Consider the following 21,886-nt stretch of genomic DNA (forward strand, 5'->3'; position numbering starts at 1 on the left):
TCAAGGAACGGACGCTTCCTTTGTACTCACCCTCTCGGGCTTTCCTCCGGGCGCTTCCCTTCGGTGTTTCATTTTGTCTTGCTGTCTTGCGTTTCCGACTCTATCAGACTCTTTCGTGTCCGATTTCCTCGGTGCCTTTCCGGTTCCCGCTCCGGCCTTTCGGCTTTCGCGTTTCCCTTTCCGGCGGTTCCGACTTTATCAGAAGTTTTCGGCCGGTCTTACCGGCTGCGGTTTCCGATTTATCGGGAGGGGCTTCTTGGCTTATGAGAATCAAGAAGCAGGCAGATATTAACTGCCGCCGCTGGACTTGTCCAGCTCTAGGCAACTGTTCGAATCTACCTCCCCAGTCCTTCCGTGTCAACGGTTTTTCTGGGGCGTCGAGGACACTAGCAGGTCAGCAGGGGCTGACGCACATCAAGCTGCGGTGGGCACGGTGGCGCTGCGTTCCGCGGGTTCCAGGTCGCCCGTGGTGCCGGCCCGTGCCGCTCTGCCGCCCAGGACGTAGACGTAAACGAGGAAGGCCAGTTCAGCGGCTATTCCGATGCTGATGCGGGCCCATGTCGGCAGGCCGGACGGGGTGACGAAGCCTTCGATGGCGCCGGAGACGAAGAGGACCAGGGCCAGGCCGACCGCCATGCCGAGGGCCGCTCGGCCCTCTTCCGCGAGGGCCGTTCGGCGTGAGCGCGGGCCCGGATCGATGAGGGTCCAGCCGAGACGCAGGCCCGTGCCGGCGGCCACGAAGACCGCGGTCAGTTCGAGGAGGCCGTGCGGGAGGATCAAGCCCAGGAAGGTGTCGAGGCGGTCCGCGGAGGACATCAGGCCGATGCCTACGCCCACGTTCAGCATGTTCTGGAAGAGGATCCAGATGACCGGGAAGCAGAGGAAGGCGCCCAGGACCAGGCACATCGCCGCTGCTTGGGCGTTGTTCGTCCATACCTGGGCGGCGAACGATGCCGCTGGGTGGCTCGAGTAGTACGTCTCGTACTCGCCGCCGGGGCGGGTGAGTTCGCGCAGTTCGTCGGGGGCCGCGATGGAGGACTGAACCTCCGGATGCGTGGCGATCCACCAGCCGATGACGACCGCGAGCAGCGTCGAGAGCAGGGCTGTGGGGACCCACCAGTGGCGGGAGCGGTAGACCGCTGCCGGGAAACCGTGGGTCAGGAAGTGCGTGGCGTCGCGCCAGGAAGCGCGGCGGGTGCCCGTCACCGCGCTGCGCGCGCGTGCCACGAGGCGGGTGAGGCGGCCGGTGAGCTGCGGGTCCGGGGCGCTGGACTGGATCAGCGAGAGGTGCGTGGCCGTGCGTTGGTAGAGGGCGACGAGTTCGTCGGTCTCGGCTCCGTTGAGGCGGCGCTGGCGGCGCAGCAGGGCGTCGAGTCGGTCCCACTCGGCTCGGTGGGCGGAGACGAAGACGTCGAGGTCCATCAGGTGGCTGCTCCTCGTACTGCGGCGCGGATGCTGCTTCAGCTTGGCAGACTGGCGGTTCCGAGGGCAGGCGGGGAAGGGCGGCTGGCGTGAGTGAGCTTGTGACGGGCGAGGCGGTGGCGCTCGAGCTGCGCCCGGCGAAGCTGCCGAGCCGAGGGCTCGCCGTACTGATCGACCTGGCGGTCGTCTGGGCGGTCTACCTCGGGGTGACCGTGGGGATCGTGGCCTCTACCTCTTCCTTGGACGACGCTGCTGCCGCGGCGGTCGCTGTCGCCAGCTTCGTACTGATCCTGGTCGGTGGGCCGATCGCGGTGGAGACGCTCAGCCATGGCAGGTCGCTGGGCAAGATGGCGTGCGGGCTGCGGGTGGTGCGGGACGACGGGGGGCCGATTCGTTTCCGGCACGCGTTGGTGCGGGGTGCGGTGGGGGTCATCGAGATTCTGCTGACGTTCGGGGTCGTCGCCTGTATCGCCTCGCTGGTGTCGGCGCGGGGGCGGCGGCTGGGGGATGTGTTCGCGGGGACGCTTGTCGTACGGGAGCGGGTGCCCACCGGGGAGGCGGCTTTCATTCCTCCGCCGCCGCCCTGGCTCGCGGGGCGGTTCTCCGAGCTTGATCTGTCCGGGGTGCCCGAGGGTCTTTGGCTGGCCATCCGGCAGTACCTGACGCGGATGGGGCAGCTGGATCCGCAGGTCGGCTGGGCGATGGCCGAGCGGCTCGCCGGGGATCTCGCGGAGCGTACGGGGGCGCCGGCTCCGCAGGGTGTGCCGCCTGCCGCGTATCTGGCGGCGGTCGTGCAGGAGCGGCAGGCGCGGGACGCTCGGCGGGCGTTCGGCGGCGGGCAGGCGGCGCCGCCTGCGCACGCCGGGCCGGGGGCTGTGGCGGGGTATCCGGGCGGGGGCGGGTCGGTGGGGCCTGTCTCTATCCCGGCATACCCGAGTTACCCGGTGGGGGCGGCGGAGGCGGTGGGTAGGCAGGAGCCGCAGGAGCCGCGTGATGCGGGGCCGGTCGCCGGGCGGGACGGTGCGGAGGGCTCGTCGCCCGGCACTGGGTTCGTGCCGCCCGCGTAGGTCGGCGGGGCCGGCGTCAGGCGAACGTCGAGGGCGGGGATTCGAGGTTCTCGAGCTCGATGCCGGGGGCCGAGAGTACGACGTCGCCCGCGATGTGGATGGCGTGCTGCTCGCCGGTGTCCAGGGCCGTGACCTGGTATTCGTCCACGATCAACGGGCCGTTGTCAGTGGCGTGTGCTTCGCTTTTCAGCAGGGCCCAGGACTGGTCGAGTGTGCGGGGGGCGAGGACCGGATCGGTGAAGGCGACGAGGCGGACGCGGGTCGCGGGGGAAGCGGGGGTGAGGCGTAGCAGGCGTGTGGTCGCGATGAGGAAAGCGGGGGATGTGCCGGTGAAGGCGTGGGCGGGGGCGTTGTCTTCCGTGGCGTGGGCGCCGGTGGGTTCGGAGCGGACCCAGGTGACGCCGTCGATAGCCGCGGCGCGGATCTGCCAGTCCCCCGCGTGGAGTTCGAGGCGGATGGGGCGGCCGAGTTCGTCGAGGGCCAGGTCGACGGAGCCGGCGGGTTCGCCCGAGGGCGCGGTGCGCTGGGAAACGTAGCGCCAGCCGGAAGGGCCGGGGGCGCAGTGGAAGTGCTCTTCACCGAGGGGGGTGTGGTCGTGCGGATCGTGAAGCGAATAGTGGCCGCGGGGCATGGGGCTCGGTCCTTGTCGGGGGCGGGTTCTCGTCCGAGGGCCGGGGCGGGCCTTCGGTCGGCTGTTGGCCGGGGCCCGCTGTAGGGAGGGGCTGCTCGGTCCGCCCCGGACCCAAGGGTCCGCCCCGGACCCAAGGTAGGCCAGCCGTGATTCCGGGGCGCTTTGGGGCCCGGCGGTACCTGCGGGTGGCAGCCTGCCGGGCCTCGGCCGGGGCAAGCGGTGCGGGGTGAAGAGGCGGGGCGGGGGCGCATCCATACCCAGTTCCTGAGTCCTGGCAGCAACTCGTGAGTCCGGCAGCTTTTGAGTTCTGGGGGTCTTCTGGCGGGTCGTCAGGGTTGCCCTGGGGCCGAGTGCGGGCCGCAGCCGGACGCCTCGGGCTCTGTCGGAGCAGTGGTGCCGGGCGCAAGGTGCTCCGTCCGGCACTCACGGGCGCAGGCCCCCGCCCGGGTGGGCGAGGGCCTGCGGTGAGCTTGGGGCCGGGGCGTGGAGTGGCCGCGGCCGGGGTTGCTCAGTAGCGGTAGTGGTCCGGCTTGTACGGGCCCTCTACCTCTACGCCGATGTACGCGGCCTGCTCGGGGCGCAGGGTCGTGAGCTTGACGCCGAGCGAGTCCAGGTGGAGGCGGGCGACCTTCTCGTCCAGGTGCTTGGGGAGGACGTAGACGTCGGTCGGGTACTCGTCCTGCTTGGTGAACAGCTCGATCTGGGCCAGGGTCTGGTCCGCGAAGGAGTTGGACATCACGAAGGACGGGTGGCCGGTCGCGTTGCCCAGGTTCAGCAGGCGGCCCTCGGAGAGGACGATGAGCACCTTGCCGTCGGGGAACGTCCAGGTGTGGACCTGCGGCTTGACCTCGTCCTTGACGATGCCGGGGATCTTGGCGAGGCCGGCCATGTCGATCTCGTTGTCGAAGTGGCCGATGTTGCCGACGATCGCCTGGTGCTTCATCTTGGCCATGTCCGAGGCCATGATGATGTCCTTGTTGCCGGTCGTGGTGACGAAGATGTCGACCTTGTCGACGACCTCGTCCAGCGTCGTGACCTGGAAGCCGTCCATCGCCGCCTGGAGGGCGCAGATGGGGTCGACCTCGGTGATGATCACGCGCGCGCCCTGGCCGCGGAGCGACTCGGCGCAGCCCTTGCCGACATCGCCGTAACCGCAGACGAGGGCGGTCTTGCCGCCGATCAGGACGTCCGTGGCGCGGTTGATGCCGTCGATCAGGGAGTGGCGGCAGCCGTACTTGTTGTCGAACTTCGACTTCGTGACGGCGTCGTTCACGTTGATCGCCGGGAAGAGGAGGGTGCCGTCGCGGTGCATCTCGTACAGGCGGTGGACGCCCGTCGTGGTCTCCTCGGTCACGCCGCGGATCTCCGAGGCGAGCTGGGTCCACTTCTGCGAGCCCTCGGTGATGGTGCGGTTGAGGAGCTGCAGGATGACGCGGTGCTCGTCCGACTCGGCGGTGTCCTCGGAGGGGACCTTGCCGGCCTTCTCGTACTCGACGCCCTTGTGGACGAGGAGGGTGGCGTCGCCACCGTCGTCCAGGATCATGTTCGGGCCGCCGGTGGGGGTGTTCGGCCAGGTCAGCGCCTGCTCCGTGCACCACCAGTACTCCTCGAGAGTCTCGCCCTTCCAGGCGAAGACCGGGATGCCCTGGGGGTCGTCCGGGGTGCCGTTCGGGCCGACGGCGATGGCCGCGGCGGCGTGGTCCTGGGTCGAGAAGATGTTGCAGGAGACCCAGCGGACCTCGGCGCCGAGGGCGACCAGGGTCTCGATGAGGACGGCGGTCTGCACGGTCATGTGCAGCGAGCCCATGATGCGTGCGCCGGCCAGCGGCTGTGCGGCGGCGAATTCCTTGCGGATCGACATCAGGCCGGGCATCTCGTGCTCGGCGAGGGTGATCTCCTTGCGGCCGAACTCGGCCAGGGAGAGATCGGCGACCTTGAAGTCCTTGCCATTGATGAGAGTCGACATTTGGTGAGCTGCTCCTCGTGGGGGTTGATCGAGGGTGGATGGACATGGCTGACCTGCGACAACGGCACAGAAGAGCACCGGCGCGCAGCAGCGCAGTCCGTCGGAGGCCCTCTCTCCCTCGGACGGCGCCCGTACAGGCACCGCCCGACCGCCATCAGCAGCGACGTCTGGCTCGGTCACAAAGCTACACCGATTGGCCCAGCGAGCCCCAGCCCGCCTCCAGGGTGTCCGAGCCCGTCTCGAGAGTGGCTGGACCTTGCCTCCAGGGCGGCCGGGACTTGTCCCTCAAGTGTCCGGGCGGGTGGGGCGGCCAACGGGCAACGACACGGACAGGGCCTCGTACCTGCGCGTTCGGGACCTTTGCGCTTTTGAACATGCGCGCGCGTGTTGCAGGATGCCTTGAGATCGGGAACATTTGCGCGATCTTGTTCGACGAAGGCGTTGAGGCGCTGAAGGCCTCGAACCTTGAAGGCGTTAGGAGACCACGTGACCCGTCCGGCCGATCCCCCCATAGGCGGGAGCGGCGGCGAGCAAAGGAAGCTCAAGCTGCTCGCCGTGACCGCCTGTCCGACCGGTATCGCCCACACGTACATGGCGGCGGAGAAGCTTTCGCAGGCCGCCGAGAGCCTCGGCATCGACATGAAGGTGGAGACGCAGGGCTCCATCGGGGCCGAGAATGTCTTGACTGACAACGATGTCAGAGAGGCTGACGGCATCATCATCGCGGCCGACAAGGATGTCGACCGCGGCCGTTTCGTGGGCAAGCGCGTGCTGTCCGTCGGGGTGTCCGAGGGCATCAGCCACCCCGAGCGGCTGATCGAGCAGGTGCGGGGCGCACCCGCACACGGCGGCGGCGCGGGCGGCGGTTCCGCCGAGCAGACCACCGGCGGAGGCGGTGCAGGCGGCAAGGAGCGGAGCCTCGCGTACAAGGCGCTGATGAACGGCGTCTCGTACATGATTCCGTTCGTCGTGGTCGGCGGGCTGTTGATCGCGATCTCGCTGGCGCTCGGCGGTGACGCGACCGCCAAGGGCTATGTGATCCCCGAAGGCACCTTCTGGGCACACGTCAACGCCATCGGCGTCATCGGCTTCACCTTGATGGTGCCGATCCTCTCCGGCTATATCGCCTACGCGATCGGCGACCGGCCCGCGCTCGTGCCCGGCATGATCGGCGGCTGGATCGCCAACACCGGTGAGCTGTACGACTCCAAGGCGGGCGCGGGCTTCATCGGGGCCATCGTGACCGGTTTCCTCGCCGGTTATCTGGTGCTGTGGATCAAGAAGGTCAAGGTCCCGAAGTTCGCCCAGCCGATCATGCCGATCATCGTGATCCCCATCGTCGCGACCACGGCACTCGGCCTCTTCTTCATCTACGTCATCGGCAAACCGATCTCGTGGATCTTCGAGCATCTGACGAGCTGGCTCAGCGGCATGACCGGGACCAGCGCGATCCTGCTCGGCGCGATTCTCGGGCTCATGATCGCGTTCGACATGGGCGGTCCGGTCAACAAGACGGCGTTCCTGTTCGGCACCGGTCTCATCGCGACCGGCAACCAGACCGTCATGGGCATGTGCGCCGCGGCGATCCCGGTCATGCCGCTCGGCCAGGGCCTCGCCACGCTGATCAGGCGGCGGCTCTACTCCCAGCAGGAGCGGGAGACCGGCATGGCGGCACTGTTCATGGGGTTGTTCGGCATCTCGGAGGGTGCGATCCCCTTCGCCGCCGCGCGGCCCGCGCAGGTCATCCCGGCGAACATGCTCGGCGGCGCCGTCGCCGGTGCGATCGCGGGGCTCGCGAGCGTGAAGGACGCGGTGCCGCACGGCGGTCCGATCGTGGCCGTGCTCGGTGCCGTCGGCGGCGTGCCGATGTTCTTCCTCGCCATCGCCGTCGGCACCGTCGTCACCGCCCTCACCACCGTCACGCTGGTCGACCTCAGCGAGCGCAAGCGGCGCGGGGCGCCGGTCGTCGAGGTGCCGGGCGGGGCCGAGCCGGTGCTCGTGGGCGTGGGAGCGGGAGCGGGAGTGGGAGCGGACGCCGGAGCCGTCGCCTCCGGGGCGTCCGCGGCCCCGGCGAAGGCACCTTCCGCGCCCGCCCCGGCTCCCGCTCCCGCTCCCGCAGAAGACGAAGTCCTCTCCGGCTATCTCACCGAGCAGACCGTGAAGGTCGATCTCGACTCCGCCGACAAGGACTCCGCGATCCGCGAGATGGCGCACCTCCTCGCCGCCACCGGCAAGGTCGCCGACGTGGAGGAGCTCGTGGAGACCGCTCTGCGCCGCGAGGCACAGGGCACCACGGGGCTCGGCGAGGAGATCGCCATCCCCCACGCCAAGACGGACGCGGTGACCTCCCCGGTCGTCGGGTTCGCACGGTCGTCCGAGGGCATCGAGTGGGGTGCCATCGACGGTACGAAGGCCAAGCTGATCTTCATGATCTCCGTGCCGGAGTCGGCCGCGGGCGACGAGCACCTGCGCATTCTCGCGCTGCTCTCGCGCAAGCTGATGGACACCGGCTTCCGGGAGCGCCTTGAGGCGGCGCCGGACGAGGCGGCGATCCTCGGGGTGCTGCGCGAGGTTCAGTGACTTCGCAGCTCCCGTACAGAGATGGGGCCCCGCACCGTGCAGGTGCGGGGCCCCATCCACGTACATCCCGGAGAAGTCAGTGACCGCCGGGCGTCTTCGCCGGGTTCGCGCCGTCGGCGGCGGCCGTCTCGCTGTAGATGTCCGGCTCAAGGTAGATCACGCGGGCGATCGGGACCGCCGTACGGATGCGCTCCTCGGCGGCGTTTATCGCGGCGGCCACCTGGGCGGCCGTTTCGTTCTGGTGGACGGCGATCTTGGCGGCGACGAGGAGCTCCTCGGGGCCGAGGTGCAGCGTGCGCATGTGGATGACGCGGGTGACGGTGTCGCCGTCGACCAGGGCCTTCTCGATCTTCTCGACCTCATCCGTGCCCGCGGCCTCGCCGAGGAGCAGCGACTTGGTCTCCAGGGCGAGGACGATCGCGATCAGGATGAGCAGGACACCGATGCAGAGGGTGCCGATGCCGTCCCAGACGCCGTCGCCCGTGCCGAGCGCGAGGCCGACGCCGATCAGGGCCAGGATCAGGCCGACCAGGGCGCCCAGGTCCTCCAGGAGCACGACCGGCAGCTCGGGGGCCTTGGCGCGGCGGACGAACTGCGTCCACGTGAGGCTGCCGCGCGTCTGGTTCGACTCCTTGATGGCCGTACGGAAGGAGAAGGTCTCGGCGATGATGGCGAACACCAGGACGCCGACCGGCCAGTACCAGTGCTCGATCTCGTGCGGGTGCTTGATCTTCTCGTAGCCCTCGTAGATCGCGAACATGCCGCCGACCGAGAAGAGCACGATGGAGACCAGGAAGGCGTAGATGTAGCGCTCGCGGCCGTATCCGAAGGGGTGTTGCGGGGTGGCCTCGCGCTGTGCCTTCTTGCCGCCGAGGAGCAGCAGCCCCTGGTTGCCCGAGTCCGCGAGCGAGTGCACGCTCTCGGCGAGCATCGACGACGAACCGCTGAAGATGAACGCGACGAACTTCGCCACCGCGATCGCGAGGTTCGCGGCGAGTGCCGCGACAATCGCCTTTGTTCCGCCTGACGCGCTCATGTGTGCCCGTTGTCCCTTCGACTGCGTACGTTCCTCGAGCACCGCTCCGGCAGCGCTGCCGGAGCGGTGGGCGCTGCTTTGCCCGCCCTTTGCGGTGGGTCATTGTTGCAGCAAGAGGCGCTGGTGGTGAGTCAGGCCACCACAGTGGCACGGAAGAGCGTGCCCACTCCGGACACTTCGGCCTTTTCGTCCGCGGGGACGAACACGGACTGCCCGGGCGTGAGTTCCCCGGCGTCGCCCACCCGGACCGAGCCCGCGACGCAGAGCAGGATCTGCGGTGTCGCCGCCGTGAGGTCGTGTGGTGCCGCCGCGCCCTCGGGCAGGACGAAGCGGGAGAGGCGGAACTCGTCGATCGGGGTCTCGTAGACCTCTTCGCCGTCCGGTGACGCCTCGGGGCGCAGGACTCCGGGGTCGGTCGGCTCGAAGCGCACGATGCGCAGGAGTTCGGGCACGTCGACGTGCTTGGGGGTCAGGCCGCAGCGCAGCACGTTGTCCGAGTTGGCCATGATCTCGACGCCGAGGCCGTCGAGGTAGGCGTGCGGGACTCCGGCGCCGAGGAACAGGGCCTCGCCGGGTTGCAGGCGGACGTGGTTGAGGAGCATCGCCGCGATGACGCCGGGGTCGCCGGGGTAGTGGTGGGCGATGCCCGCGTACGGGGTGTAGGCGCCGCCGAGGCGTTCGGCGGCCTCGGTGACCTCGGTGACGGTCGCCGCCATCTCGTCCCGGTCCGCGGTCAGTACGGCCGTCAGGACCTCGCGCAGGGCGCCGTCGCCGGGCTTGGCGTGCAGGAGGTCGACGTACGGCTTCACGGAGTCGACGCCGAGGCCGGCGAGCAGGTCGGCGGCCTCGACGGGGTCGCGGAAGCCGCAGAGGCCGTCGAACTCCGTGAGGGCGCAGATCAGTTCGGGCTTGTGGTTGGCGTCCTTGTAGTTGCGGTGCGGGGCGTCGACCGGGACGCCGCGGCTCTCCTCGTCCTCGTAACCCTCCCTGGCCTGCTCCAGGTCGGGGTGCACCTGGAGGGAGAGCGGGGCGCCCGCCGCCAGGAGCTTGAGGAGGAAGGGCAGGCGCGGGCCGAACCTGGCGACCGACGCCCTGCCGAGCTCGCGCGCCGGGTCCGCGTCGATCACCTCGTCGAGCGGGCCGCGCTCGGTGCGCGAGGGCGCGCCGGGGTGGGCGCCCATCCACATCTCCGCCTGCGGCTCACCGGTCGGCTCGACGCCGATGAGTTCCGCGATGGCGGTGGTGGAACCCCAGGCGTAGGGGCGGATGGTGTTGGTGAGGCGGTCCACGGAGGGGTTCTCCCTTACGTACGTACGCGGTGCGGGGCGTTCGTTGGCGAGTGCGGGGTCATGAAGCTCGTCCAGCTCGTGCAGCTGCATGAAGGTCAGGCAGCTCGTGCAGCTCGTCTAGCTCGATTAGCTCGTCCAGCTCGTGCCGCTCATGAACGGGCTGCGGTCATGATCCGTCCCTCGGGGCGAGCGCCAGGTAAACGGCGGCGAAATCCGTGACGGCGATCAGCTCCGCGAGGGTCTCCAGGTCGTCGCCGTCCTCCGGCTCCAGCTCGCTGATCGCGACGTCGTGGCCGTGGGCGAGCTCGCGGGCCGCGGGGGCGGCGCTGAGACCCCCCGCGTCCACCGGGCGGTCGCGGAGCAGGACGACGCGGGCGCGCAGGTGCTGGGGTTCCTCGACGCGGTCGCGGAAGAAGTCGTCGCCGTCGGCGGCGGGGGCCAGGCTGCCGGCGAGCAGAGCGCCGTGCGCGGGCAGCGCCTCGGGCAGTTCGCCCGCGACCGACGGGTGTCCGGCCAGCTCGGCGAGCGTGGCGGCGAAGCGCCGGCCGACGGGGCCCGCGAGCTTTCCCTCGGTCCAGATCACCGGCAGGGCGTCGGCCAGTTCGGCGGCGAGCGTCTTGGCGGGGTTGCTGTGCGTCGCGACGACCGGACCGCAGCGTTCCGCGATGTCGTCGAGGCGGTCGGCGATCTTCTCCAGGGTCTCGGGCGGCGCGGTGATCAGGCCGGTGCGGTCCAGGAGGACGAGCAGCGGGACGAGCAGCGCCCAGAGGGTCGCGGGGAGGGACGCGGCGGCCTCGTCGTCCAGGCGGCGCGCTTCGTACGACTCGGAGGCGCGCTCTCCGTCGTGCGGGGCCTCGTACTCCCCGTACGGCGATGTGGCCATCGGGACCGTGAGGCCGTGCGAGCCCTCCACGCCCTCGGCGAGCGGGGTACGCGCGGGGGCGACGGCGACGACGGTGCAGCCGCGGCGGTACGCCTGCTCGGCGAGGAGTTCGAGTCCTGGCTCCGTGCCGTCCGGGGTGGCGACGAGCAGCAGGTCGAGGGGGCCCGCCCAGCCGGGGAGCGCCCAGCGCAGGGCGCCTGCCGCGGGGGCCACGCCGGTGGGGGCGAGGCGGATCACGGGGCAGCCTGCTCCCGCGAGGGTGCCGAGCACGTCGGCGACGCAGGTGGCGGCGGTGCCGGGGCCCGCGATCAGGATGGCGCGGGGGCGGCCGTCCGGCTTGAGCTGCGTGAGGCCGGCCTCGGTGGCGTGCCGGACCGCCGTGCGGACGCGGGCTCCTGCCTCCGCGACGCCGCGGAGGAGGCCGCGGCGGTCCGCCACCGCGAGGGCCTCGGGAGCGTCGAGCAGCGATTCGTCGAGCATGGGGTCGGGCCTCCGATTCGCCGGGCGACGGGGCGGGGGCCGCCGGCCGCGCTTCTTGTCGTTGCCTTCTTCGGGGCCCCCGGGCCTTGCGTGACCCTGCGCCGGCCTTGCGACGGCTTTCGGCTTTACGCGGGGCGGCGGGCCTCGTCGACGAGGAGTACGGGGATGCCGTCCCGGACGGGGTAGGCGAGGCCGCAGTCCTTGCCTTCCGCCGTGCAGACCAGCTCCGTGTCCGCCTCCTTGAGGGGAGCGTGGCAGGCCGGGCAGGCGAGGATCTCCAGGAGGCCGGCTTCGAGCGGCATGGGGTGGGTCCCTTCGAGCGGGTGGGGGTGCGGAATGTCGCCTGCTCAGCGTACCTCTGGCCCCCGGGCATCGGGGTGTGTACCGGCGGGGCTTCGCCCCCGCCCCCTCGGGTGCGGCCTCACGTCGTTCTCCGGCTGCGGGCCGGTGGGGCGTTTGTGCCCACCGGCCCGCAGCCCTGCGGAACGCCTGCCCGCAAACGCCCTTGCGCAGCCTGCCCGCGAACGCTGCGGCTAGCCCCTGATGATTGCCAGGGCCTCGTCTCGCGTCTTGGTCATCGTCTGCTCGTCCCTTGCCTCTACGTTCAGGCGCAGCAGCGGTTCCGTGTTGGAGGCGCGGACGTTGAACCACCAGTCGGCGGCCGTGACCGTGAGGCCGTCGAGTTCGTCGATGGTGACGCCCTCCTCGGCCTCGTACCTGGCCTTGATCGCGGCGAGCCGTGCCGTCTGGTCGTGGACCGTGGAGTTGATCTCGCCGGAGGCGGCATAGCGGTCGTACTGGGCGACGAGGGCCGACAGCGGGCCCTCCTGCTCGCCGAGGGCCGCGAGGACGTGGAGGGCGGCCAGCATGCCCGTGTCCGCGTTCCAGAAGTCACGGAAGTAGTAGTGCGCGGAGTGCTCGCCGCCGAAGATGGCGCCGGTCTTGGCCATCTCCTCCTTGATGAAGGAGTGACCCACGCGCGTGCGCACGGGCGTGCCGCCGTTCTCGCGCACGACCTCGGGCACCGACCACGAGGTGATGAGGTTGTGGATGACCGTGCCCTTGCCGCCGTTGCGGGCGAGCTCGCGCGAGGCGACCAGGGCGGTGATCGCCGACGGGGAGACCGGGGCGCCGTCCTGGTCGACGACGAAGCAGCGGTCCGCGTCGCCGTCGAAGGCGACACCGAGGTCGGCGCCCTCGGCGCGCACCCGCTCCTGCAGGTCCACGATGTTCGCCGGGTCCAGCGGATTGGCCTCGTGGTTCGGGAACGTGCCGTCCAGCTCGAAGTACATCGGTACGAGCGTGAGCGGCAGGCCCTCGAAGACCGTCGGGACGGTGTGCCCGCCCATGCCGTTGCCCGCGTCGACGACGATCTTGAGGGGGCGGATGGCGGTGAGGTCCACCAGGCCGCGCAGGTGCGCGGCGTAGTCCCCCAGGGTGTCCCGCTGCGTGAGCGTGCCGGGCGTGGCCGCGGGCTCCGGGGCGCCCGACTCCGACCAGCCCTCCACCAGGGCGCGGATCTCGGCGAGACCGGTGTCCTGGCCGACCGGGGCGGCGCCCGCGCGGCACATCTTGATGCCGTTGTACTGCGCGGGGTTGTGCGAGGCCGTGAACATCGCGCCCGGCAGGTTGAGCGCCCCCGACGCGTAGTAGAGCTGGTCCGTCGAGCACAGGCCGATCTCGGTGACGTTCACGCCGAGCGCCGCGGCCCCGCGTGCGAAGGCGCGGGCCAGACCGGGCGACGACGGCCGCATGTCGTGCCCGGTGACGATGGCGTCCGCGTCCGTCACCTTCGCGAAGGCCGCGCCGAACAGCTCGGCCAAGGACTCGTCCCACTGGTCCGGGACCACCCCGCGCACGTCGTACGCCTTCACGATCTGGGACAGATCAGCAGTCACGGCCAACCCTCTCTGCAGGTTCTGCGAGTTCAGCGATTCCGGCGAGTACTCGTCGGCCACCCCAAACTACCCGCAACTGCCGACAACCAGCCGTGAACGTCATGAAGCCAAGATCGTTGCTTCCGGATCTCCCGGGTCTCCTGGATCTCCGGGTCTCCTGGATCACGGCAGCATCCATCCGAGCACCGCCGTGCTCTGCCCCACCACGATCAGACACATCACGAGGAGCAAGGCGAGGCTCCAGGGCAGCACCTTGCGCAGCAGGTCGCCCTCCTTGCCCGCGAGCCCGACCGCGGCGCAGGCGATCGTGAGGTTCTGCGGGGAGATCATCTTGCCGAGCACGCCACCCGAGCTGTTGGCGGCCGCGAGCAGTTCGGGCGAGAGCCCCGACTGCTGGGCCGCCGTCACCTGGAGCGCGCCGAAGAGCGCGTTGGCGGAGGTGTCGGAGCCGGAGACCGCGACGCCGAACCAACCGAGCACCGGCGAGAGGAAGGCGAGCCCCGCGCCCGCCGCCGCCACGTAGTGGCCGATGGTGGCGGCCTGCCCGGACAGGTTCATGACGTACGCGAGGGCGAGCACGGAGGTCACCGTGAGGATCGCGAACCGCAGTTCGTGCACGGTCGCCGCCCATTCCCGCGCCGCCACGCGCGCGTGCACCCCGAGTACGGCCGCCGTCGCCACCCCGGCGAGCAGCACGAGGGTGCCACCCGTCGCCACGAGCGGCAGCGAGAAGAGGTTGCCGCCGACCGGGTCCCCGTCAGGGCCGGCGACGTTCAGGAAGGGCCAGTCGAAGGTCTGCGTCGCCTTGGCCAGCAGGTCCTTCACGGGCGGGATCTGGGCGAGCGAGAAGATGGCGACGATGAGCGCGTACGGGGCATAGGCGCGCAGGATCTCGGGGCGCGGGTCGTCGTGGTCCAGGTCTTCGCTGCGTACGCCGGTGAGGACCGCGACGCGTACGGGTTCCGATGCGGGCCTGCGTGCGCTCGGCACCGCCACAAGGGCGCCCGCGCCCGCCAGGGCGGCACCGATGTCGGCCAGCTGCGCGGAGACATAGTTGGACGCGGCGAACTGCGCGGCGGCGAAGGCGAATCCGCAGGCCAGGGCGGGCACCCAGGTCTCGCGCAGGCCGCGCCGCCCGTCCACCAGGAAGACCAGGAGCAGCGGCACGACCAGGGCGAGCAGCGGTGTCTGGCGGCCGACGACCGTGGCGACGGTGTCCAGCGGAAGCCCGGTGACCTGGGCGAGCGTCACCACGGGGGTACCCATGGCGCCGAAGGCGACGGGCGCCGTGTTGGCCACGAGGGCGACGACGGCGGCCTTCACCGGGTCGAAGCCGAGCGCCACCAACATCACCGCGGAAATGGCGACGGGCGCACCGAAGCCGGCGAGTGCCTCCAGGAGCGCCCCGAAGCAGAAGGCCACGACGAGGGCCTGGATGCGCGGATCGTCCGAGAGCCGCCCGAAGGAGCGGCGCAGGATGTCGAAGTGCCGGGTGCGGACGGTCATCCGGTACACCCACAGGGCGTTGACGACGATCCACAGGATGGGGAAAAACCCGAAGAGGACGCCTTGCGCGGCGCCGGACGCCGTCTGGCCGAGCGGCATCCCGTAGACGAGCCAGGCGACCAGGGCGGCGACGCCGAGCCCGATGAGGCCCGCGCGGTGGGCCTTCATGCGGACGACGCCGAGCAGGACGAGCACGGTCAGGAGGGGCAGGGTCGCGACGAGGGCGGACAGACCGAGCGAGTCGGCCACGGGCTCCAGCTGCTGCACGTACACGGGCGGCTCCCCGGTTTCCGTGATGCGGAAGGTGATCTCTCACGACTGGGGGAATGGTCATCTCGGCGACGTGTGCACGTCAATGGGTCGTGCGGGAGAACTTGTTCATCGGTAAACGACAGGTGTCTACGGAGAGGGGGTGCGGGCGGGACGACACTCGGGCGGGCGGGACGGAAGCCGCTCAGGAGCCCGGAAGCGGAAGACGCAGTCCCTCAGGAGTCCGGCGAGCGCAGCACCCGCAGATGGCCGCGGCGCGCGACCTCCATCGGGTCCGCCCTGCGGGCACCGCCGCCCGCCTCCGCCGCGCGCTCCTGCGGGCGGGCCGCCTCACGCACCGCGTTGGCGAGCGCTTCGAGGTCGTCACCGCTGGGGCGCGCGGGCCCTGAGGCGTCGGCGAGGCGGACGACCTCCCAGCCGCGGGGCGCGGTGAGGCGCTCGGAGTGCTCGGCGCACAGGTCGTAACAGTGGGGTTCGGCGTAGGTGGCGAGGGGGCCGAGGACCGCGGTCGAGTCGGCGTAGACGTACGTCAGCGTCGCGACGGCGGGACGGCCGCAAGCGGTGCGCGAACAGCGACGTACAGGGCTCACGATGTTGGACGGTACCGCACTCTTGAGCGGGCCGCGACGACGCCCCGCGAGGTCACCCCACCGTGTCGTGCTGTGATCCGCGCCACGGCGCGCTGCCGGGACGCCTTTCTGACCTGCGATGACACAAAGAGCCTGGAGGGTCAGTGGTGTTGAATCCGGTCACCACTTGGCGCAAAACACGTCATTCATCGCGAGATCGACTGTCTCGGGGAGAGACAGAATCGGGCCCGAGCCTGACCGGAATGGTCATCCGGCGACATGTCGCGCCTCGTACAGACGCCCTACGCAAGCCTTGCGGAAGCCCGGTCGAAGCTGTGCGGAAACAGCGATCTCGAGGACTACGCTTCCTCAGTGATGGACGACCCCGTACAGCCCCCCACCTCCGACCCGAGGCCCCGCCGCCGCGACCGCCACGGCAGGGGCATGCGCGGTCCCGTCGCGCCTCCCCAGGTGCCGCTGTCAGCCAGCCGCGCCGAGGTCTTCACCGACCTGGTGCAGGACTCCGTGGAGCGGCTCGAGCGGCGGTGGCCGCAGCTGACCGAGATCGAGTTCCTGGTGCTCGAGGTGCCCTCCCCGGGCCGGGCATCCGGTTCCGGCCCGGGCGAGGACGACTGGAGCGACGGCATCGTGCCGCTCGGGGGCACGATCGAGGCGTCCGACGGACGGCCCGCCCGCGTCGTCATCTACCGGCGCCCGGTGGAGATCCGCACCAAGGGCCGCGACGAACGGGCCGCGCTCGTCCACGAAGTGGTGGTCGAGCAGGTCGCCGAGCTCCTCGGCCTCTCGCCCGAGTCGGTGGACCCGCGCTACGGGGAAGACTGAACCCCTCCCCCGCGATCCCGCGACCCCCTGGCCCCTACCCCGGCCGGGCTACTTCTGCAGCACCTTCAGGTCCTGCTCCGCCTCCGGCACCGACACCGTCCCCCTGTCGTCCGGCAGGGTCTGGACGGTGAACATGGGGATGCCGTCCTCCGGGGACTCCAGCATGCGGGAGGCGTGGACGTCGCCTCCGGAGACCGGCTCCACCGTGATCGCGTACGTGCCCTTGAGGCCGCTCGGGACGGGGGCCTTGACCCCCAGCGTCGTACCGCCCTTGACCGTGTACGTCTTGCTCGTCGGCGAGCCGCCCTCGGAGCCTTCGGACGCCGTGACCTTGACCTTCCCGGTCTTGCCGGGGGCCACGAGGGACAGCGTGGAACCCTTGGCCCGGTTGTCGGCCACCGTCGCGCGCGTGCCGATCGCGTTCGTGGCGGGGATGAACGCCGTCTCCTGGTCGGCGCCCTTGCCCCGGGTGACGCGCAGGGCCGCCACCACCGGCGCCGCGTCCTCGGTCGGCGTCAGGATCAGCGAGCCCGCCTCGCCCTTGGTGACGTCACCCAGGTCGACGGCGCTCGTCATGCCGGACTTGACGTGCAGGTTCGCGTGTCCGGCCGGGCTGATCGAGCCGGTGGGCGAGGCCAGTTGGACCTTCAGGTCGGCGTCGTCGGCGCCGGGCGCGAAGGCCACCAGACGTACCGAAGTGGCGTCCTCGGGGATGCCGGGCAGGACCAGGCGGCTCGCGGGGTCCGCGGACGCGGGCAGCCAGTCGCCGCCGAGCTTGTCGTCCGAGGACTGCACGGCGGCCGCGACCCGGCCGCTGCGCGCGGTCACGTGCATCGTGAGGTTGGTCTGCTCCTTGGGCGAGAGCGTGGAGAGCAGGACCGGGACGCTGGAGTGCGGCTGGACCTGGATCGCCTCGCCCACCTCGGTCTTGAGGGCGCCGTCCTTGCCGTACAGCTCGACGTCGACGATGGCCGCCGTGTCGTCCGGGTTGGTCAGGTGGACGTAGTCGCTGCGGTCCTTGTCGGTACTCGCGCCGGGGAACCAGAAGTCCGTGTCGGGGGCCGTGCAGTTGGTGCCCTGGACACCGCGGCCGCTGCCCACCGCGTACTTGGTGGTCTGCTGGACCGTCCAGCCGGGAGCGAGTCTGCCGTCCGCGGTGCCGATGAGCGCGGGCACGTCGCCCCCGGACTCCTCGCCGGTGACGGGCTTGCCCGGCGCCTTCGAGGTCAGGAAGGGCTTGTCGTCCTTCTTCTCTTCCCTGGCGGCACCCTCCGGTGTGACCTTCAACGCCCTGGTGGCGGGCAGCAGTTGCGCCTTGCCCGTCTTGCCGGAGCCCTCGCCCGCGGGCGTGAACGCCGTGTACGAGGTCTCGGCGAGGTCGGACGAACTGGGCACCGGGCAGAGCAGACTGGTGCGCTCGACGGGCAGCCGCGCGGCCGCCTTCGCTCCGTCGTCGCCGCTGCCGTCGGGCTCGTTGGCCACGGCGAATCCGGTGACGGCGGCGAGCGCGGCCACCGCGGCGATCAGGGACTGGGTCGTGCGGTTCACTGCTGGCTCCCGTCGGGGCGCTCACTGTCGGTGCCGTGCGGCGGCTGCGGGGGCTGTGGCGGTACCGGAGGCTGCTGGTGCCCGTACACGGGGTCGTACGACTGCCCGTACTGCTCGGCGCCGCCCTGCGCGCCTCCGTAGGCGTACGGGTCGTACTGGCCGCCCTGGTAGGGGTCCTGGTACCCGGGCTGGTCGGACTGGTCGTAGCCGCCCGCCTGGTACTGCGCGTCCTGGTACTGCGCCTCCTGGTACTGCTGCCCGCCCTGGTACGTGCCGTAGTCGGCGCCCGTGTCCGCGGGGTGCGCGGGGTGCGCGGGGGCCTCCCACTCCTCGTACGACTGCTGCTGGGGCACCGCGGCGAAGGCTTCTTCCTCCGGAAGCGGAAGCGGAGGCGGCGGGGGCGAGGGCGAAAGCGCCCCGGCGTCGTCCTGCCCGGCGCCCGCCTGCGCCTGCGCGGCTTCCTGCTCGGCCTGGGCGGCCCGCAGCCTGCGCGCCCTGCGCCCCTCGCCCTCGACCGGCTGGGCCGGGATGACGGGCTCGTCCGGGAGGTCGTCGTCCACGTGACGGCGGCGGCCGGGAAGGGCCATGACCACCAGGACCACGGCGAGCGCGCCCTGCGCCCACAGCCACCCCGTGTGGCCCACCGGCGCGTCGTACGTGACGTCGAGCCGGCCGCCCGTCGCGGGCAGTTCGAAGCCCTGCGCCCAGCCGTCCAGGGTGGTCCCGGTCAGCGGGCGGCCGTCCAGGGTGGCCGTCCAGCCCTCGTCGGCCGCGTCGGCGAGCCGCAGCGTGCGGCCCTCGTCGCCGGCCGGGATGTTCGTGTGCAGCTCCACGGGGCCCGCGGCGACCGGCTGGGGGTCGCCGGAGCCGGGCACGATCGCGGCGCGCGAGACCTGCCGGTCCACGCGCCACAGGGCGCTGCCGTCCTCCTGGCTGAGCCGGGTGAGGCCGGGCGTGGAGTCCAGGGTGCGGCTCATCTGGCGGGGCGCGCCGTCGCGTACGAGGACGTAGCGCACGGCGAAGCCGCCGAGCTGGTCCGCCTGGTCGGCGCCGGAGCCCGCGAGGAGCCGGGCGACGATCTTGTCGAGGTGCTGGTTCGAGCCGCCCGCCTCGGCGAGTTCGGCGTCACCGAGCCGGGCACCGGAGCCGCGCACGAGGGTGTACGAGACGCGGGCGGCCGACTCGCTGTCCAGGACGAGCGTGCGGGCCTGGTCCTGCGTGCCGCTCTCCTCGGCGACGAACGCGGGCACCTGCACCGGATCGCGCCGCTCCAGGGGGCCGTCGGCGCCGCGGATCATCCACCCGGCGGCGACGAGGAGCGGTCCCGCGGCGGCGGCGAAGGCGATGAGGACGGCGACCGGCTGGCGCCAGCCGAAGCTCTGCTCGGCGACACGCGTGCGTGCGCCGTCGGCGCCGAGCGCGGCGGCGGCGAGGAGCGCGAGGCCGTAGCCGAGGGTGGCGGGCCCGGCCCACGCCGAGCCGTTCGAGAGCGCGGCGAAGACCAGCGAGACCAGTGCGGCGAGCCAGGCGGTACGGACGGCGAGCTGCCGCTCGGTGCGCAGGAGCGCGGCAAGGGCGGCGAGCACGATGCCGACGAGCAGCAGCCCGTCCACGGTGCCGGGGCCGCCGGGGCTGCCGCCGAGCAGATCGAGCCCGGTCGCGGAGCCGGTGCCGAATTCGAGCCCGGCCTCGGTGAAGAAGCCGAAGGGCAGCAGCGAGAGCGACCAGGGCGCGAGGATCAGGAGCGGGGTGCCCAGTGCGGCGAGGAAGCGCAGGCCGTACGCCGCGATGTCGCCCCTGCGCACCACGAGGAGCGCGAGGCCGAGCACCAGTGCGATCGGCCACACGACCGGCGTGAAGGCGGTGGTGATCGTCAGGAGCAGGGCGAACGCCCAGGAGGCGCGCCAGCTGCCGCGGTTGCCCTCGGCGGAGGCCAGTCCGCTCGCCGCGATGCCCGCGCGCGCCATGAGCGGCAGCAGGATCGCCAGGACGGCGGTGCCGATGCGGCCGCCCGCGAGCGCGCCCGTGGCGGCCGGCAGGAAGGCGTAGGCGACCGAGGCCCAGGCGCGCAGCAGGCGCGACTCGACCAGCGGGCGCGAGGCGAAGTAGGCGGCGAACCCGGCCAGCGGCACCGAGCCGACGAGGAGCACGGTGACCGCGAGTCCGGTGGACCCGAACATCAGGGTGCTGAGCCCCGCGACGAGCGCGATGTAGGGCGGGGCCGACTGCGTGCCGCCGGTCCCCACGGGGTGCCAGGCGTCGAGATAGCGCGCCCAGAGGCCGGAGGAGTCGCCGGGGGCGGGAAGCAGTGCGCCGCCCGCGAGCGCGCCGCTGCCGAGGAGTTCGCGGCAGGCGATGAGCGAGGCGAAGAGGAGCAGCACGAAGAGCATCGGGCCCGGCTTGCGGGCCAGGCGCTTCAGACGTGCGAACTGCTCGACCTGGAGGAAGTCCGCGTCGTCCCCGCCGGGTCCGGATTCGACGGTTCCGTGCCGCCCCGCGCCGGTGACGGCCTCGGGGTCGGAACGGCCGACCACATTGCCCGCGACCTGTTCGACGGTGGCGCGCACGGTGGCGCCCGGCGGCGGGAACAGCGGCCGCAGCTCGGCCGGTTCGAGCGCCGGCTTGCCGCGCTTCTTGCGGGCGGCGGTGATCCGTCCGGGCCGCAGCAGCGTGCCGAGGAGACCGGCGACCTCGTCGACGGCCTGGCCGGGCACCTTGCCGACCAGATACGCGACGGTGCGCAGCAGGGTGCCCACCACGAGCCGGAACAGCAACCAGGGCAGCACGGCCGCACGGGCGTTGACGAGCAGGGTGTAGGCGGCGCCCGCCTTGTCCACGCGGTGCGGCGACGTCGACGTACGGCCGACGCAGTCGACGGTGCGGCGCTCGCGGGATGAGGCCTCGGCGTGCCGTACGACGGCTTCGGGGGCGACCAGGACGCGGTGGCCGGCGTTCTGCGCGCGCCAGCACAGGTCGACGTCGTCCCGCATGAGCGGAAGGTGCCGGTCGAAGCCGCCCAGTTCGTCGAAGACGTCACGCCGGATGAGCATGCCCGCGGTGGACACGGAGAGGACCGGTCGTACGTGGTCGTGCTGGCCCTGGTCCTGTTCGCGGCGGTCGATGCCGGTCCAGCGGCGGCCGCTGTTGGCGATGGAGACGCCGACTTCGAGGAGCTGACGGCGGTCGTACCAGCCGCGGAGCTTGGGGCCGACGATCGCGACGTCCTTGCCGACCTCGCGTTCGTTCTCCACGACGCGGAGCAGTTCGGCGAGGGCGCCCGGCTCGGGCGCGCAGTCGTCGTGCAGCAGCCACAGCCACTGCTCGGGCTCGCCGTGGGGCAACTCCGGGAGGTCGTACGCCTCGTCCCGCCAGGTCCGGCTGACCGGGTCCCAGCCGCTGGGGCGCTTCAGATACGGCAGCTCCTCCGGAGTCAGCACGCCGGCGGTGCGGTTCGCCTCGTCGACGGCGGTGCCGAAGCCGGAGCGGCGGGCCAGGTGCAGGACGCGGTCGGGGCCGAGTGCCTCGGTGACCAGGCGGGCGGAGTCGTCCGCGCTGCCGGTGTCCGCGGCCACGGCGTTCTGCACCGGGCGCTCCTGGCCGAGCAGGCCGGCCAGGGCGTCGGGCAGCCAGCGGGCGCCGTCGTGGGAGACGATCACGGCGGTGACGACGTGCCGCGGGAACTCAGGAGCGGCAGCGTCGTGGTGAGCGGCTGCCGAATGGCTGTGCACGGACATCGAGGTACGGGCCCCGGTTCGATATGGACTGCGGTGGACGCCTGCGCTTCATGGGGGCGCCGGGGCGTCTCGGACGGGGCCCCACACTAACGGCTGGCATCACAACAGCCCGCCGCCTGTGGATAACCCACTGGCGGCGGGCTGTTCTTTACGTAGGGGTGTGC

General features: G+C 71.5%; 15 protein-coding genes. 3 read left to right on the top strand and 12 right to left on the bottom strand.

The features are described 5' to 3' along the window. Positions 1–414: 414 nt before the first annotated feature. The gene (locus tag IE226_RS24015; RefSeq protein WP_190083424.1) at positions 415–1,422 is read right to left on the bottom strand and encodes a stage II sporulation protein M; all 1,008 of its coding nucleotides are present in this window, start codon (positions 1,420–1,422) and stop codon (positions 415–417) included. Between the two features lie 89 nt (positions 1,423–1,511). On the opposite strand from IE226_RS24015, the gene IE226_RS24020 reads away from it, so the two are divergent. Then, positions 1,512–2,489: an RDD family protein gene (locus IE226_RS24020; protein WP_190083425.1), complete on the top strand. Its 978-nt coding sequence runs from the start codon at positions 1,512–1,514 to the stop codon at positions 2,487–2,489. 16 nt (positions 2,490–2,505) lie between these two features. Here IE226_RS24020 and IE226_RS24025 read toward each other — a convergent pair whose 3' ends face one another. Then, entirely contained in the window at positions 2,506–3,120 is a 615-nt protein-coding gene (locus IE226_RS24025; protein WP_190083426.1) for a hypothetical protein, read from the bottom strand. Between the two features lie 508 nt (positions 3,121–3,628). After that, positions 3,629–5,086 (bottom strand): adenosylhomocysteinase, encoded by a 1,458-nt coding sequence (gene ahcY / locus IE226_RS24030; RefSeq protein WP_190083427.1) that lies wholly within the window; start codon positions 5,084–5,086, stop codon positions 3,629–3,631. A 486-nt stretch (positions 5,087–5,572) separates the two neighbouring features. Here ahcY and IE226_RS24035 point away from each other — a divergent pair, with 486 nt between their 5' ends. Continuing rightward, a complete protein-coding gene (locus tag IE226_RS24035; protein WP_190083428.1) occupies positions 5,573–7,666 on the top strand; it encodes a fructose-specific PTS transporter subunit EIIC in 2,094 nt (697 codons plus the stop codon). Between the two features lie 76 nt (positions 7,667–7,742). On the opposite strand, the gene IE226_RS24040 is transcribed toward IE226_RS24035, so the two are convergent. From IE226_RS24040 to IE226_RS24070, 7 genes are all read right to left on the bottom strand, one after another. After that, positions 7,743–8,702 (bottom strand): cation diffusion facilitator family transporter, encoded by a 960-nt coding sequence (locus IE226_RS24040; RefSeq protein WP_190083429.1) that lies wholly within the window; start codon positions 8,700–8,702, stop codon positions 7,743–7,745. A 131-nt stretch (positions 8,703–8,833) separates the two neighbouring features. Beyond that, positions 8,834–9,991 (bottom strand): mannose-6-phosphate isomerase, class I, encoded by a 1,158-nt coding sequence (gene manA / locus IE226_RS24045; RefSeq protein WP_190083638.1) that lies wholly within the window; start codon positions 9,989–9,991, stop codon positions 8,834–8,836. A 166-nt stretch (positions 9,992–10,157) separates the two neighbouring features. After that, positions 10,158–11,354 (bottom strand): SIS domain-containing protein, encoded by a 1,197-nt coding sequence (locus IE226_RS24050; RefSeq protein ID WP_190083430.1) that lies wholly within the window; start codon positions 11,352–11,354, stop codon positions 10,158–10,160. 125 nt (positions 11,355–11,479) lie between these two features. Further along, positions 11,480–11,656 carry a Trm112 family protein gene (locus IE226_RS24055; RefSeq protein WP_190083431.1) on the bottom strand — a complete coding sequence of 59 codons (177 nt, stop codon included), beginning with the start codon at positions 11,654–11,656 and terminating at the stop codon, positions 11,480–11,482. A gap of 231 nt (positions 11,657–11,887) precedes the next feature. Next, on the bottom strand, positions 11,888–13,252 hold the full coding sequence (locus IE226_RS24060; RefSeq protein WP_190083432.1) for a phosphomannomutase/phosphoglucomutase: 1,365 nt from the start codon (positions 13,250–13,252) through the stop codon (positions 11,888–11,890). 162 nt (positions 13,253–13,414) lie between these two features. Continuing rightward, entirely contained in the window at positions 13,415–15,031 is a 1,617-nt protein-coding gene (locus IE226_RS24065) for an L-lactate permease (protein WP_190083433.1), read from the bottom strand. Positions 15,032–15,243: 212 nt separating this feature from the next. Next, entirely contained in the window at positions 15,244–15,618 is a 375-nt protein-coding gene (locus IE226_RS24070) for a DUF3499 domain-containing protein (RefSeq protein WP_030793262.1), read from the bottom strand. A gap of 354 nt (positions 15,619–15,972) precedes the next feature. Between IE226_RS24070 and IE226_RS24075 the strand changes: the two genes are divergently transcribed. After that, positions 15,973–16,440, top strand: coding sequence for a metallopeptidase family protein (locus IE226_RS24075; protein ID WP_190083434.1), 468 nt, complete (start codon positions 15,973–15,975; stop codon positions 16,438–16,440). A gap of 48 nt (positions 16,441–16,488) precedes the next feature. Here IE226_RS24075 and IE226_RS24080 read toward each other — a convergent pair whose 3' ends face one another. Both IE226_RS24080 and IE226_RS24085 read right to left on the bottom strand, forming a co-directional pair. Next, entirely contained in the window at positions 16,489–17,988 is a 1,500-nt protein-coding gene (locus tag IE226_RS24080) for a DUF5719 family protein (protein ID WP_190083435.1), read from the bottom strand. Next, positions 17,985–21,722, bottom strand: coding sequence for a glycosyltransferase family 2 protein (locus IE226_RS24085; protein WP_190083436.1), 3,738 nt, complete (start codon positions 21,720–21,722; stop codon positions 17,985–17,987). The genes IE226_RS24080 and IE226_RS24085 overlap by 4 nt, the downstream gene beginning before the upstream one ends. Positions 21,723–21,886: the final 164 nt, after the last annotated feature.

It is taken from the genome of Streptomyces longisporoflavus, from assembly GCF_014649775.1.
GTDB lineage: Bacteria > Actinomycetota > Actinomycetes > Streptomycetales > Streptomycetaceae > Streptomyces > Streptomyces longisporoflavus.

Bases quoted from the DNA above. Each gene is read 5' to 3' on its own strand.
- IE226_RS24040 (WP_190083429.1), bottom strand. From the start codon at position 8,702: ATGAGCGCGTCAGGCGGAACAAAGGCGATTGTCGCGGCACTCGCCGCG.
- IE226_RS24075 (WP_190083434.1), top strand. From the start codon at position 15,973: ATGGACGACCCCGTACAGCCCCCCACCTCCGACCCGAGGCCCCGCCGC.
- IE226_RS24025 (WP_190083426.1), bottom strand. From the start codon at position 3,120: ATGCCCCGCGGCCACTATTCGCTTCACGATCCGCACGACCACACCCCC.
- IE226_RS24085 (WP_190083436.1), bottom strand. From the start codon at position 21,722: ATGTCCGTGCACAGCCATTCGGCAGCCGCTCACCACGACGCTGCCGCT.
- ahcY (WP_190083427.1), bottom strand. From the start codon at position 5,086: ATGTCGACTCTCATCAATGGCAAGGACTTCAAGGTCGCCGATCTCTCC.
- IE226_RS24015 (WP_190083424.1), bottom strand. From the start codon at position 1,422: ATGGACCTCGACGTCTTCGTCTCCGCCCACCGAGCCGAGTGGGACCGA.
- IE226_RS24055 (WP_190083431.1), bottom strand. From the start codon at position 11,656: ATGCCGCTCGAAGCCGGCCTCCTGGAGATCCTCGCCTGCCCGGCCTGC.
- IE226_RS24050 (WP_190083430.1), bottom strand. From the start codon at position 11,354: ATGCTCGACGAATCGCTGCTCGACGCTCCCGAGGCCCTCGCGGTGGCG.